This window comes from Bacillus sp. FSL K6-0255, assembly GCF_045040725.1.
Lineage (GTDB): Bacteria > Bacillota > Bacilli > Bacillales > Bacillaceae > Bacillus > Bacillus subtilis.
In genome coordinates this window covers 1,646,846-1,661,462 of sequence record NZ_CP150278.1, presented here as the reverse complement: position 1 = coordinate 1,661,462, position 14,617 = coordinate 1,646,846, and the positions used below count along the sequence as shown (strand labels likewise).

At 41.5% G+C, this 14,617-nt stretch carries 14 protein-coding genes; all 14 read right to left on the bottom strand.

The annotated features are described in order from the left end of the window. Window positions 1–2: 2 nt before the first annotated feature. The 14 genes from fliI to dprA all read right to left on the bottom strand — a co-directional run bounded on the left by fliI (window position 3) and on the right by dprA (window position 14,616). Window positions 3–1,319, bottom strand: a complete 1,317-nt coding sequence (gene fliI / locus MHB62_RS08655; protein WP_032721554.1) for a flagellar protein export ATPase FliI — start codon at window positions 1,317–1,319, stop codon at window positions 3–5. Further along, the gene (gene fliH, locus MHB62_RS08650) at window positions 1,316–2,068 is read right to left on the bottom strand and encodes a flagellar assembly protein FliH (RefSeq protein ID WP_003244804.1); all 753 of its coding nucleotides are present in this window, start codon (window positions 2,066–2,068) and stop codon (window positions 1,316–1,318) included. The genes fliI and fliH overlap by 4 nt, the downstream gene beginning before the upstream one ends. Continuing rightward, window positions 2,061–3,077, bottom strand: coding sequence for a flagellar motor switch protein FliG (gene fliG / locus MHB62_RS08645; protein WP_003231981.1), 1,017 nt, complete (start codon window positions 3,075–3,077; stop codon window positions 2,061–2,063). The genes fliH and fliG overlap by 8 nt, the downstream gene beginning before the upstream one ends. Before the next feature lie 12 nt (window positions 3,078–3,089). Next, window positions 3,090–4,700 (bottom strand): flagellar basal-body MS-ring/collar protein FliF, encoded by a 1,611-nt coding sequence (gene fliF, locus MHB62_RS08640; protein WP_051388163.1) that lies wholly within the window; start codon window positions 4,698–4,700, stop codon window positions 3,090–3,092. Window positions 4,701–4,745: 45 nt separating this feature from the next. Then, window positions 4,746–5,066: a flagellar hook-basal body complex protein FliE gene (fliE, locus tag MHB62_RS08635; RefSeq protein WP_003238544.1), complete on the bottom strand. Its 321-nt coding sequence runs from the start codon at window positions 5,064–5,066 to the stop codon at window positions 4,746–4,748. A 10-nt stretch (window positions 5,067–5,076) separates the two neighbouring features. Next, window positions 5,077–5,529, bottom strand: coding sequence for a flagellar basal body rod protein FlgC (flgC, locus tag MHB62_RS08630; RefSeq protein WP_003245521.1), 453 nt, complete (start codon window positions 5,527–5,529; stop codon window positions 5,077–5,079). Further along, complete coding sequence (gene flgB, locus MHB62_RS08625) at window positions 5,529–5,918, bottom strand: flagellar basal body rod protein FlgB (RefSeq protein ID WP_003245656.1); 390 nt, start codon at window positions 5,916–5,918, stop codon at window positions 5,529–5,531. The genes flgC and flgB overlap by 1 nt, the downstream gene beginning before the upstream one ends. 379 nt (window positions 5,919–6,297) lie before the next feature. Continuing rightward, entirely contained in the window at window positions 6,298–7,077 is a 780-nt protein-coding gene (gene codY, locus MHB62_RS08620; RefSeq protein ID WP_003220850.1) for a GTP-sensing pleiotropic transcriptional regulator CodY, read from the bottom strand. Window positions 7,078–7,116: 39 nt separating this feature from the next. Next, the gene (gene hslU, locus MHB62_RS08615) at window positions 7,117–8,520 is read right to left on the bottom strand and encodes an HslU--HslV peptidase ATPase subunit (protein WP_003245556.1); all 1,404 of its coding nucleotides are present in this window, start codon (window positions 8,518–8,520) and stop codon (window positions 7,117–7,119) included. A gap of 16 nt (window positions 8,521–8,536) precedes the next feature. Next, a complete protein-coding gene (gene clpQ / locus MHB62_RS08610) occupies window positions 8,537–9,082 on the bottom strand; it encodes an ATP-dependent protease subunit ClpQ (RefSeq protein ID WP_003238555.1) in 546 nt (181 codons plus the stop codon). 12 nt (window positions 9,083–9,094) lie between these two features. After that, a complete protein-coding gene (gene xerC, locus MHB62_RS08605; protein WP_003231988.1) occupies window positions 9,095–10,009 on the bottom strand; it encodes a tyrosine recombinase XerC in 915 nt (304 codons plus the stop codon). A gap of 67 nt (window positions 10,010–10,076) precedes the next feature. Further along, window positions 10,077–11,384: an FADH(2)-oxidizing methylenetetrahydrofolate--tRNA-(uracil(54)-C(5))-methyltransferase TrmFO gene (gene trmFO / locus MHB62_RS08600; protein WP_003244725.1), complete on the bottom strand. Its 1,308-nt coding sequence runs from the start codon at window positions 11,382–11,384 to the stop codon at window positions 10,077–10,079. Between the two features lie 75 nt (window positions 11,385–11,459). Further along, window positions 11,460–13,535 (bottom strand): type I DNA topoisomerase, encoded by a 2,076-nt coding sequence (gene topA / locus MHB62_RS08595; RefSeq protein ID WP_003245599.1) that lies wholly within the window; start codon window positions 13,533–13,535, stop codon window positions 11,460–11,462. Between the two features lie 187 nt (window positions 13,536–13,722). After that, the gene (gene dprA, locus MHB62_RS08590; protein WP_003245871.1) at window positions 13,723–14,616 is read right to left on the bottom strand and encodes a DNA-processing protein DprA; all 894 of its coding nucleotides are present in this window, start codon (window positions 14,614–14,616) and stop codon (window positions 13,723–13,725) included. Window position 14,617 lies beyond the last annotated feature (1 nt).

The following is a 14,617-nucleotide window of genomic DNA, read 5'->3' as shown; positions in this document are numbered from 1 at the left end:
GTTTATTCCTCATTTCCTGTCAAACTAGTTAATGCAGCAACGCTTTCTTCCAATAAAGCCGGTTCGCCTGTTCCCTGCTTTAAAAATTGAATAAGCTGCGGATAAAATTGTATCGCTTCATCAATTTCTCTGGATGATCCTCTTTTGTAAGCTCCGATATTAATGAGATCTTCCGAATTTTGATATGTCGATAAAAGTTCACGGAATTTATTTGCCGCATCCAGATGCTGTTTTGTTGAAATGTTTGACATCACCCTGCTGATGCTTTTTAGTACGTTAACTGCAGGAAACTGGCCTTTATTGGCAAGCGCCCTGTCCAACACAATATGTCCGTCTAAAATTCCGCGTACAGTATCGGCAATCGGCTCATTCATGTCATCCCCGTCTACCAACACTGTATAAAATGCCGTAATGGTTCCATGCTCGTTTGCACCTGTTCGTTCTAGTAAACGAGGTAAAATAGCGAACACTGAAGGTGTATAACCTTTTGTCGTCGGAGGCTCTCCTGCAGCCAGTCCAATCTCTCGCTGCGCCATTGCCACCCTTGTAACAGAATCCATCATAAACATGACATTTTGGCCTTTATCTCGGAAATACTCGGCAATTGCAGTCGCTGTATATGCCGCTTTCAACCTCATTAATGCTGGCTGGTCTGAGGTGGCAACGACTACAATCGATCGTTTCAGCCCCTCTTTCCCCAGATCTTTTTCAATAAACTCCCGAACCTCTCGTCCGCGTTCTCCGACAAGTGCAATGACGTTTAAGTCAGCCTCTGTCTGCTTGGCGATCATCCCCATTAAGGTGCTTTTTCCGACACCGCTTCCTGCAAAAATTCCAATCCGCTGGCCTTTACCGACTGTCAGCAAGCTGTCAATTGATCTGACTCCAACACCCATCTTTTCACGGATAGGCGGCCGTTTCATCGGGTTGGGCGGTGATTGCTCCGTTGATACAGGCGAAAGCCCTTTAGGCAGAAGTTTTCCGTCAAGCGGTTCTCCAAAAGCATCGATGACTTGTCCAATCAGTCCGGTTCCAACTTTAACCCGAAGTGATTCTCCAGTAGCTTCTACAATGCTGCCAGGTGCAATGCTCGCAGCCTCTAAATAAGGCATAAGCAAAATATTTTCTTCCTGGAAGCCGACTACCTCAGCTTTAATGACTTTCCCAGATTGTCCTTTTGCATAAATCAGGCACACGTCGCCAATTGAGCTTGCTGGCCCTTTTGATTCAATCATCAGGCCGATTACCCGTTTGACTTTTCCGTACCGTTTATACGAGTCTGTCATTTCTATACAATCTATCAGACTCTGTGTCTTCATTCAGCTGCACCTGCTTCCAGCGCTGTCAGAAGTTTATCTTTCAATTGCATCAATTGTGTGTCAACACTCGCATCTACCCTGCCAAAAGGAGTTTCAATATAACAGGTTCCTTTTTGAGCTTTTTCATCAGCATATATGCCAAGCCGACATTCTTTATAAAGAAGCTGCTGGATTTCATCTTTTTGCTGAAAGATTGTCTCATAGTAATATGGATCAACATAAATTGATATATCGTCATATTCCTTCACTTCGTTTATAACCTGTTGTACAAGCAGGAGGAAAGCCTCTTTATCATCAGACTTTTGCTGCCAAACTTTTTTTGCTAGGGCAACGGCAAGCTCAACGATTTCTTCATTAGCGTCTTCAAGCTTGTCCTCAACAGCTTTTCTGGACATTTCAGTTATACTGTTTGCTTGGCCGATCAGTTCTGCATACTGTTTCATTGCCTCAGCTTTGCCCAGCGCTACTCCTTGTTCAAAGCCCTCGGCTTTTGCTTCTTCAATAAGCTTCTGTTTTTCAGCCGCCCAATCGTTTTTCTCCTGTTCAATTTGACGGCGAATATTTTCTATATGACTGTTTGCCTGCTCAGAAATCCGGTCAGCTTCCTCTTTCACTCGGGCCATAAGCGCCTCCGGGTTCTCTTCAGCCTGCAAAAGGTGAGAATGATCAATACGCACCTCTTGTATAGAAAGTTTTCTTTTTTCCTTTTGTGGAGAAATAGATGATTCTTGTTTAATGATATTAGACAATAATATCATCCCCTCCGCCTCTTGCTATTACAATTTCACCGGCTTCTTCAAGCTTTCTGACGATGCTTACAATTCTCGATTGAGCTTCTTCTACATCTTTCAAACGTACAGGGCCCATAAATTCCATTTCTTCTTTGAAGGTTTCAACCATACGCTGTGACATATTGTTGAACACAATTTCTTTGACTTCCTCGCTTGCAACCTTTAATGAAAGGAGCAAATCGTCGTTCTCAACATCGCGAATGACTCTCTGAATTGCACGGTTATCAAGTGTGACAATATCTTCGAAGACAAACATCCGCTTTTTAATCTCTTCAGCAAGATCGGGATCCTGAATTTCCAATGAATCCAAGATCGTCTTCTCTGTCCCTCTGTCTACCCCGTTTAACACTTCCACAACAGCTTCAATTCCGCCTGTTTGTGTATAATCCTGAGTAAATGCAGAAGATAATTTTTGTTCCAGAATCCGTTCTACCTCGTTAATTATTTCTGGAGACGTTCTATCCATGACCGCGATTCTTCTCGCAACCTCAGCCTGCACTTCAGGGTTCAGCTCGGATAAAATTTGCCCGGCCTGCACTGGATCTAAATAAGACAAGATTAACGCCATCGTCTGCGGATGCTCTTGCTGGATAAAATTCAAAATTTGTTCTGGCTCCGCTTTTCTGGCAAAATCAAATGGTTTAACCTGCAAAGAAGAAGTCAGCCTGTTTAGAATGTTCTCCGCCTTATCCTCTCCAAGCGCCTTTTCCAGAACTTGTCTTGCATAGCTTAAACCGCCTTGAGAAATATAATCTTGCGCAATGGCTATATTATGAAATTCTTCTATGATTTCATCCTTTTTTTGATGATCGACGCTTCGAACACCTGATATTTCCAGAGTAAGCCTTTCAATTTCTTCATCGGTTAAGTGCTTATAGACAGAAGCTGACACATCTAACCCCAAGGAAATCATGAGAATGGCTGCTTTTTGTTTTCCTGTAAGCTTATCTTGATCACGTCTCGCCATTTCTAATTCCTCCTAATCCTCGGCCAGCCAGCTTCTCAGCAGTTTTGCAAAATCTTCCGGCTTGTCTTTCGCCATCTTTTCAAGCTGTTTTCGTCTGACTGATTCCGCTGTTTCATTTTCCTCTTCGTTGATATCAGGCAAATTGATTGGTTCTTGAGGAACCTCATACTCATATTCCTCAAATTCATCCTCTTGCGCCCGTTTCTTTCTGATAAGCATAATGATCAGAACAATGATCGCTGCGATTAAAACACCGCCTACAATATATGCCCACAGCGGGATACCTGAGGATTTTTCCGTATTTGTATCCAAATTGACTTTTCCGTCGAATGGCTGTACGGAGACAACAATCTTATTATTGATATCAGCATCAGATAAATTCTGGTTTTGCGTTTCATCTTTATCCAAAGATGTTCTGACTACAGTTGAAAGGATTTTTTGTATATCATCTTGTCTTTCAGTTGATAGCGACGCTGTGTTTTTGGCATCAGGCGGCTCTACCATTACTTGAATCCCTAAATCTCTGACCTTATAAGGACTTTCAGCGATTTCTTTATGAATTCGGTTAACCTCGTAATTGATTTTGTTGCTGTTTTTTTCGTAGTTCCCGCTTTCGGTATTTTCACCGTCAGCCTTATAATTTGTTACATCTTCCTCGCCGGTTCCGGCAGTTCCGCCGTTGGCTGCACCGTCGCCCTGATATGTTTCAGATACCTTTTCAGCGCTGACTGCAATGCCTTCCATGTTTTCTTTATCCACAGGTTCGACAATGTCTTCTGTCCGATTTTCTTTTGTGAAATCAATGTCTGCTGTAACGGAGACAACGACTTTATCTTGGCCCATCATCGTACCAAGAAGTGACTGTACATGTTTTTGAATGTCTTTTTCAACTTGAGACTTAATTCCTTGCTGAGAAGAATAACTATCCGCGTAGGACCCTGCATCGCTGTCTGATTTGTCGTAGTATGTAGAATTTTGATCCATGATGACGATGTTATCTTCTTTTAGATTCGGCACGCTTTTAGATACCAGATGATATAATCCGTTGATCTGGCTTTGATCAAGTGTATAACCCGGTTGAATCTGCAAAACGATTGATGCAGATGCTGCAGATTGCTCTTCACCGACAAACACCGCGTCTTTCGGGAGATTAATCATTACTTTTGAACTTTTAATACCGTCCATTTCATTGATCAAGTTTGACAGTTCTGTCTGTGTAGCTTTTACTTTCACCATATCAAACTCATTGTCTGTCAAACCAAAGCCGGCATTCTGTCCAAAAAATGAATAATCAATTGATCCGGTTTTAGGAAGTCCTTCTGCAGCCATCTGCACTTTCAAAGAATCAACCTGATCCTCCGGAACACTAATCACTGTACCGCCATTCGAAAGTTCGTTTGGCACTTTTTTTGCATCCAATTCTTCTTTGATTTGTCCTGCTTCTTCGGCAGACAAATCTTTGTACAGTGGCGCCATTTTAGAATTTGAAGCAAAAACACTAATAATAATTCCAATAATAATAATTGCCGCTAAAGCACTAACCATTAAAATCTTTTGTAATTTAGATCTATTTTTCCAAAACTCACTCGTTTTGTTTTTCATTTGCATTAGAGTACGATTCATGTTAACCCCCGGTCATTCCACTCTTTCTCTAAATCGTCAGACCCCCTACATTTGCATTCTCATAATCTCCTGATAAGCTTCCACAGCTTTATTGCGGAACTCTGTTGCTGCAGTTAGAGAGATGCTGGCTTTTTGAGCAGCGATCATGACCTCATCAAGATTTACATCTTTTCCTGCAGCCAAGGCATTAGTCATGTTGTCAGAAGCTACTTGGGACTCATTTAACGAACTAATAGAGTTTTTTAAAAGCTCCGAAAAGCTTGTTTGATTTGAAGAATCTGTTTTTTGGCTATTGTTTACTTGATTTGTTGCATTTTGAGTGTTTTGAGTATTTTGAACCTGAAAAGGAGAAATTGCATTAATCACATTCATTCACCTACTTTCCGATTTCTAACGCCTTCATCAGCATTCCCTTTGTGGCATTCATCGCCGTGACATTCGCCTCGTATGATCTGGTGCTGCTGACAAGATCAACCATTTCCTTTAATGGATCAACATTAGGCTTTTGTACATATCCTTCAGCGTTTGCATCAGGGTCTGTCGGATCATAGACAAGATTAAAATCTGAATCATCCTCCGTAATTTTTGAAACCTTCACACCGTTTCCAGCATTCCCGCTTCCGCTCATTTGAGAATTGAGAATAGAAGAGAACGATTCACCTTTTGACTGAAGGGAAACCATTTTTCTTCTGTAAGGCACCCACTCTCCATTCACCTGCTTAGCTCTTGTCGTATCCATATTTGCTAAGTTAGATGATACAACGTCCATTCTGACTCGCTGAGCTGTTAAAGCCGATGCTGAAACATTTAAGCTATGAAAAGCTGTCATCATTTTCCTCCTGTTAATACGGTCTTCAGCGAATTAAATTTACCGTTCATTCTTTCAACCAAAGCTTGATAGTTGATTTGATTTTGCGCCAATTCTGTCATCTCTTTGTCAACATCAACATTGTTTCCGTTTTGCTGATACGATGTATCTCCGCTCGCAACAATTGAATAATTCGAATCAGTATCAGAAAAATCAACATGACGATAGTCTGTTTTTATCGCTTCAAGACGCGAGGATTCTTGATCTAATAAATTTTGGAAAGAGACTTTTTTTGCCTTATAGTTCGGTGTATCTATATTGGCGATATTATTAGTTATGACTTTTTGCTTAATATCCGCTCTACTCAAGGCATTTTCAAGATTTTGTATCGTTCCAGAAAATAAGCTCAAATCCACTTACCTCCATTTCAGTTTTTTTCACCCTCAATATCCTTGTCGAGAATTGTAAAACTATATGCTTATTGTAAGAAATAACAGGCATAAAGTCTATGAAGTTCGTGTAAAAAAATGTCCTCACAATTATCTATTTTGCAACTAGGTATAAAGTCCTAGATTGTTAGAACTACATTTCTCGCCTTGATATAAGCCTGAAAATAGCAGAATTTCTGTTTTTTCTCCTTTCTTTTCGGCATTTTTGAAACTTTTTGAAGAAAAATGCAAAATTTATTAAAATTATTACATAGAAAGACTTTCAACCCAGGAAATAAAGCTTATTGATTTCCTTTATTTGAAATAAAAAAAGAACCCTCAAAAAGGGTTCTTTTTGTGATTAATGAGATTTTAGATTTTCTAATTCAATTAGGAATTTGTTGTTTAGTACCTTGATATAAGTACCTTTCATTCCTAATGATCTAGACTCGATAACACCGGCGCTCTCCAGCTTTCTGAGTGCGTTCACAATAACAGAACGGGTAATGCCGACACGGTCAGCAATTTTACTTGCAACAAGAAGACCTTCATTTCCGTCAAGCTCCTCAAAAATGTGCTCAATTGCTTCAAGCTCACTGTAAGAAAGCGAGCTGATAGCCATTTGTACGACAGCTTTGCTTCTTGCTTCCTCTTCAATTTCTTCTGCTTTTTCTCTTAGGATTTCCATTCCGACAACTGTTGCGCCGTATTCAGCTAGAATTAAGTCATCGTCATTGAATTGATCTTGTAAACGCGAAAGAATAAGTGTTCCTAATCTTTCCCCGCCTCCGATGATCGGCACAATTGTTGTTAAACCAGCTTGAAACAGGTCTCTGTTCTCAACAGGGAAAGCAGTATATTCACTATTAATATCCAAGTTAGAAGATGTTTCAGGGACATTAAACAGATTTTTCGTATATTCTTCAGGGAATTGACGATCCTCAAGCATTTTTTTCATACGATCATTTTCAATTTGCTGGTTAATAGAATACCCAAGGAGTTTCCCTCTGCGGCTTACAACGAAAATATTGGAATCAATTACATCCCGCAGCGTCTCCGCCATTTCCTTGAAGTTTACCGGTTTCCCTGCCGCAGCTTGCAGCATGGAGTTAATAATTCTTGTTTTTTGTAATAAAGCCATGATAAATAATCCTCCTAAACATTCCTCATATTAAATTTTTCACAATATAAATTGACTTAAATCTTTGTTTTTGGCTATCGTTCCGAGCTTTTCTTCGACATACTGTGGTGTAATCGTTATTTTCTCCATCGTTACATCTGGAGCTTCAAACGACAAATCTTCTAATAGGCGTTCAAGTATTGTATGAAGGCGTCTCGCACCGATATTATCTGTGTCCTGGTTCACATGATAAGCAACTTCAGCAATCTTATGAATAGCTTCGTCAGAAAATTCAAGAGATATACCTTCTGTCTGCAATAATGCCTGATATTGTTTCAGCAGCGCATTATCCGGCTCAACCAAAATTCTCACGAAGTCGTCTACCGTGAGTTTGTTCAGTTCTACACGAATCGGGAAACGCCCCTGCAGCTCAGGAATCAAATCAGACGGTTTGGCCATATGAAACGCTCCTGCTGCAATAAATAATACATGGTCTGTTTTTACAGAACCATATTTTGTGACAACGGTAGAACCTTCAACAATCGGAAGGATATCCCGCTGAACGCCTTCTCTTGAAACATCGGCAGAAGAAGATGCACCGCCGTTCTTTGCGATTTTATCAATCTCATCGATAAAGATAATCCCGCTCTCTTCTGCTCTCTGAACAGCTTCCTGGCCGACTTCATCCATATCGATGAGTTTGCTTGCTTCTTCATTCGTCAGGACTTTTCTGGCTTCTCTGACTGTCATTTTGCGCCGCTTCTTTTTCTTTGGCATTAATCCGCTCAGCGCATCCTGCATGTTCATACCCATCTGCTCCATACCCGAGCCCTGCAGCATGTCAAACATAGAAGGCTGCTGCTCTTCGACTTCTACTGTTACATAGTAGTCTTCGAGCTCTCCTAAAGCCAGCTGATGCGCCATTCGTTTTCTTTTTTCTTCGATGTTTGCTTCTTCCTGGCTCTCCGCCTCATCTTCACCATTCGGCTGGCTGCCTCCAAAAAACATTTCAAACGGATTTTTAACGCCAGATTGTTTTTTCTTCCCAGGAACTAACAGACGAACAATGCGTTTGTTTGCATTTTCTTCTGCCTGTTCCTTTACTTCATTCATTTTCTCTTCTTTTATAAGCCGAACAGAAGTCTCCACAAGATCTCTGACCATTGATTCAACATCTCTGCCTACATAGCCGACTTCGGTAAATTTAGTAGCTTCAATTTTGATAAATGGCGCACCTGAAAGCTTAGCGATTCGTCTGGCAATTTCAGTTTTCCCGACGCCGGTAGGACCCATCATTAAAATGTTTTTCGGAACGACCTCGTCCTTCAGCTTTTCATCCAGAAGACTTCTTCTATAGCGGTTTCTTAATGCCACGGCGACAGCTTTTTTCGCATTTTGCTGACCGACAATATATTGGTCTAACCGATCTACAATCTGTCTAGGAGTTAACGGTTTTTTTTCCATGCGCCTCAAGTCCTTTCTATTCAAGCTCTTCCAGTATGATTTGATCGTTCGTGTAAACACAAATTTCGCCTGCTGTTTCTAACGCGGCTCTGGCAATCTCACTTGCAGACATGCTTTCACCGGCATGCTTTTTCAGTGCTCTTCCCGCTGCCAAAGCGTAATTGCCTCCTGATCCAATCGCGAGAATGCCGTCATCTGGTTCGATCACCTCGCCTGTTCCCGATACGAGAAGCAAAGTATCCTGATTCATAACAATCAGCATGGCTTCGAGCTTTCTTAGCACTTTATCACTGCGCCATTCCTTCGCAAGCTCAACAGCCGCCCGTTTTAAGTTGCCGTTATATTCTTCAAGCTTAGCTTCAAACTTTTCGAATAAAGTGAAAGCGTCTGCAACAGATCCCGCAAAACCAGCAAGAACTTTGCCGTTAAACAGTTTTCTCACTTTCCGTGCCGTGTGTTTCATGACAACAGCCTGACCAAATGTTACTTGGCCGTCTCCGGACATAGCGCTTCGTCCTTTATGCTGTACGGCAAATATTGTGGTCGCATGAAAAGATGACATAAAGGGCCTCCTTTAATTTTTCTTAAATGCTCTTGGATGGTGAGACATATATGTGTTTCTCAACATTTCCTTCGAAACGTGCGTGTATATCTGTGTAGAAGACAGATTGGAATGCCCGAGCAGTTCTTGAACGCTTCTCAAATCCGCTCCTTCATTTAACAGATGCGTGGCGAACGTATGTCGAAGCATATGCGGATGGATATGTAAAGTGCTTGACGCTTTTTGAACAAGCCCGCTTAAAATATGTCTGATGCCACGGGCTGTAAGCGGTCCGCCTCTTTGATTTACGAATAATAGATCATGAGGTTCTTTTGCCTTCATCAGCAAGCACTGTCTTCCGCTATTCATGTATACCTTCAACGCTTCGCGGGCATAAGACCCAAAGGGGATATAGCGCTGCTTCTTGCCTTTACCGTGAACAAGCACAGTGTCCATAAATAAATCAACATCGTTAATAGTTATGGAACAGCATTCACTGACCCTCATTCCAGTGGCATAGAGCAGCTCTAACAGCGCTTGATCCCTCATTCCGGCCGGCTGGCTTATATCTGAAACTTCAAACAGCTCCTCAAGCTCTTTTTGATATAGAAACTTCGGTATCCGTTTCTCCTGTTTTGGCAGATGAACAAGCTGAAACGGATTTTCTTCAATAAGCTTTTCCCGCATCAGAAACTTATAAAAGCTTCTTAATGCAGATATCTTTTTGCTTATTGTTCTTCTCGATAAACCTTTTTCATAGGCTTCTGTCAAAAAAATCCTAGTATCTTGATATGCAGCTTCTTCAAATCCATTTATACCTTGAACGCGCAGGAAAGTCTCGAATTCTTCAATTGAATCCACATAATTCACAATAGTATATTGTGAATAATTTTTTTCAATTTGTAAATATTCAACGAATAACTTTACGAAATTCTTAACATTCTCCATGCCTAATACCTCCCCAGGAAGGGCTTTTAAATGGTATCACAAATCGCGCTCAGGTTGCAATCAATACCTATATTGTTTTCGAAATTGTTTGAATTGTTTCAATCGCACGGTTCGCGTATTGTTCATTTCGTTCTTTTTTATTTTTAATTTTAACTGGCAATTCTTTCAAAAGCCCAAAGTTTGCATTCATCGGCTGGAAGTTCTTCTGGTTTGTTGTTGTAATATAATGCGCCATACTGCCAATTGCTGTTTCCTGAGGGAAGATCACAAGCTCTTCTCCCAATACAAGCTTCGCCGCATTAATGCCTGCTACAAGTCCTGAGGCAGCTGATTCCACATATCCTTCTACTCCCGTCATTTGGCCTGCAAAGAACAGATCACTGCGGTTTTTAAATTGATAAGTCGGCTTTAACAGGCTTGGAGAGTTAATAAATGTGTTTCTGTGCATCACGCCATATCTGACGATTTCTACATTTTCAAGTCCTGGAATCAACTTGAGAACTTCCTTTTGGTCTCCCCATTTTAAATGTGTCTGGAATCCTACAATATTATAAAGTGTTCCCGCAGCATCATCCTGTCTGAGCTGAACGACGGCATAAGGGCGTTTTCCTGTAACAGGATGCTCTAGACCAACTGGTTTCATCGGACCGAAAAGCATTGTTTTCTTACCCCGTTTTGCCATGACTTCAATCGGCATGCAGCCTTCAAAGAAAATCTCTTTTTCAAATTCTTTTAACGGCACTGTTTCTGCTGATGTTAATGCTTCATGAAAACGGTCAAACTCTTCTTCTGTCATCGGGCAGTTCAAATATGCTGCTTCACCTTTATCATAACGGGATTTCAGGTACACTTTATCCATATCAAGGCTGTCTTTTTCTACAATTGGCGCCGCTGCGTCATAAAAATATAAATAGTCCTCTCCAGTCAGCTCCTTCAGCTGGGCAGACAGCGATTCAGATGTTAACGGACCCGTTGCGATGATAGTAGGGCCTTCAGGAATTTCAGTCACTTCTTCATTAATAACGGTTACGTTTGGATGATTTTTCACCCGATTTGTCACACTTGCGGCAAATTCATGACGGTCTACTGCAAGAGCGCCCCCGGCAGGCACCGAACATTCGTCAGCCGCAGCGATAATGGCTGAATCAAGCGCACGCATTTCTTCCTTTAATACACCGACAGCGTTAGCAAGTGTATTAGAGCGAAGAGAGTTGCTGCAGACAAGCTCAGCAAATTTATCTGTATGATGCGCAGGCGTTTGTTTAACTGGCCGCATTTCATACAATTTGACTTGAATCCCACGTTTGGCAAGCTGCCATGCTGCTTCACTTCCTGCGAGTCCGGCTCCGATTACATTCACTGTTTGTTGGTTCATCTTTCACATCTCCTAGTTTATTATTCAAGGCCTTCTTTTAACACACAAAGAAGGTGAGCAAGACCCTGCTCACCGCTACTTCTGTGGTTCTTCCTTATAATCGCATTCCACGCATTGGACTTGTATACCTTTTTTGAGTTTTTTCTCGACGAGCATTTTTCCGCATTTCGGGCATTTTCGTTCAATTGGTTTGTCCCATGATACGAATTCACAGTCCGGATAACGGTCACAGCCGTAAAACACCCGTTTCTTTTTCGATTTTCGCTCAACAATGTTTCCTTCTCCGCAGCTCGGGCACTTCACACCGATTTGTTTCACAATCGGTTTCGTGTTCCGGCAGTCAGGGAAGTTGGAGCAAGCTAAGAATTTACCGTACCGTCCCATTTTATATACCATTGGAGAACTGCACAATTCACAATCCTCTCCAGCATACTCTGGTTCAATCTCAACTTCCTTCATTTCCGATTCGGCTTTTTTGACGCGTTTTTCAAAATCGGTGTAGAAATTATCGATAATCTTGACCCATTCGGTATTTCCTTCTTCAACATGATCAAGATCTCTCTCCATTTTAGCTGTAAACTCAACGTTAATGATCTCAGGGAAAAACTCCATGATCAAGTCAAGAACGATCTGACCTAATTCAGTCGGAACGAAACGTTTATTATCCAATGCCACGTAGCCGCGCCGCTGAATAGTATCAAGTGTCGGAGCATATGTGGATGGACGGCCGATACCGCGTTCTTCAAGGGTTTTAACAAGCCGGGCCTCAGTATATCGCGGAGGCGGCTGGGTAAAATGCTGCTCAGGTTCTATATCTTTTGATAATACCGTGTCGCCTTCTTGTAAGTCAGGCAGCATCCGGTCTTTTTCTTCCATTTGATCGTCTTTTCCTTCAACATACACCTTCATAAACCCGGAAAACTTGACTTTACTTCCATTTGCACGAAATGTCAAACCGTTGTTTGTCAGGTCGACACTCATTGTATCGAGAACAGCCGGTGCCATTTGGCTGGCAACAAAACGCTCCCAAATTAATTTATACAGTCTCATTTGGTCTCTGCCGAGGACTGCTTTTAATTCACTTGGTTTTCTAAGAACTGATGTCGGCCGAATTGCTTCGTGGGCATCCTGGGCATTTTCATTCTTTTTCGCAGGCTTCCGTTTTCCGCCTAGGAACTCTTTTCCATATGTCTGATCAATAAATGCAGCTGCTTCATCAACAGCCGTATTTGAAATACGGGTTGAATCCGTTCTCATATACGTGATCAGACCAACCGTTCCTTCTCTTCCTAAATCAATTCCTTCATATAATTGCTGTGCAATCATCATCGTTTTCTTCGCTCTGAAATTGAGCTTGCGAGCCGCTTCCTGCTGCAGGGTAGAAGTGGTAAAAGGCAAAGCAGGATTACGTTTGCGTTCCTTTTTGGTTACTTTTTCAACTGTATATTGATTCCCTTTGAGCTGAGAAAGAATCTCTTTTACATCAGCTTCACTATTTAAAGGAAGTTTTTTGCCGTTTTTCCCGAAAAAGCTCGCTTCAAAGGTTTCTTGACCTTTTAAGAACGTACCGTCAATTGTCCAATATTCCTCAGGCTTAAAGTCGTTAATCTCTTTTTCACGGTCAATAATCAAACGGAGGGCAACGGATTGCACGCGTCCTGCGCTAAGCCCTTTTTTGACTTTTTTCCATAAGATTGGACTGATTTTATATCCGACAAGCCTGTCTAAAATACGTCTCGCTTGCTGTGCATCCACTAAATCCATATTGATCATGCGGGGATGCTTAAACGATTCCTTAATAGCGTCTTTTGTAATTTCGTTAAACACCACACGGCAGTCTGAGTTGAGATCTAAATCAAGACTGTGTGCCAAATGCCATGCAATCGCTTCCCCTTCTCTGTCGGGGTCAGCTGCGAGATACACTTTTTTGGCTTTTTTCGCAGCCGTTTTCAGCTCTTTTAATACCGGGCCTTTACCTCGAATGGTAATATATTTCGGTTCAAAATTCTGTTCTATGTCAACTCCCATTTGACTTTTTGGAAGATCCCGGACATGTCCCATTGATGCTTTTACTTTATATTTTTTACCTAAGTAACGTTCAATCGTTTTCGCCTTAGCGGGCGATTCCACGATGACTAGATAATCAGACATTTTCATCCCCCTCAAGAGGTGTTCTCTCTCTTTTCAAGATATTTCAATTTTATTTTTGCAGCTGTCTTTATTTGGCTTTCAACATTTCATTCTTTATCATGAACGTCATTAATTAAATAGAAAACAATATGCAACTTTAAATCCTCACTATTATTAAATATTACAATACCGTTTGTCAAACGATAATTCAAAAGGGTTCCGTATATTGAACGTTTCTCTCAGGAAGTTCCTCGAAAATATCCTCTGCTGACCATATGGCTTTAGCCCCCTGCTGGATCAGTTTTATAGGACCTCCGGCGTAAGGGTCAAACAATGAACCGGGTACGGCAAATACCTCTCTCCCTTGTTCCAATGCTTGATAGGCAGTAATCAGCGAACCGCTTTTTTCTTTGCCCTGAACGACAATAACGCCTTCACTTAGTCCGCTGATAATACGGTTTCTCATAGGGAAATGCCATTTTTGGGGTTTAGTTTCAGGTGGGTGCTCTGACAGCAGGATATGGTGTTTAGCCATGTGATCTGCTAACTGAAGGTTTTCTCGGGGATAAATGTGTTGAAATCCGCCTGCAATGACGCCAATTGTCCGCCCCTTCGCCTTAATACTTGCAGCATGGGACATTCCGTCTATCCCAGACGCCAGTCCGCTGACAATCACCCAACCTTTACGACAGATCTCTTTTGTAAGATGATTGACAACTTGTTTCCCATAAGCTGTTGGATTTCTTGTGCCTACAATTCCAATTTTTCTCCCTTTCGAAAGAAGAGTCATATCACCTTTTGCAAACAGTACGGCAGGGGGATCATAAATGCTTTTAAGCCAGAAAGGATATTGCTTTGAAGAAATAGGGATGGTGTTAATGCCTTGCTCACGATAAGCAGCAAGTACACGCGGGAGCTTTGGATAAAATTGTTCTATTTCGTTTTTTAATGCAGCTGCTTTTATTTGATCACGAGTAACCGTTTGTAACACGGGTGATGTCAGCGACATAGACGGATCGGCTTTCCACCATTTTAATAGAAGGGATGGGGATAATAATTGATTGATTCTGCAAATCGTTAGGCAGACAGCGGCCTGATCCAAT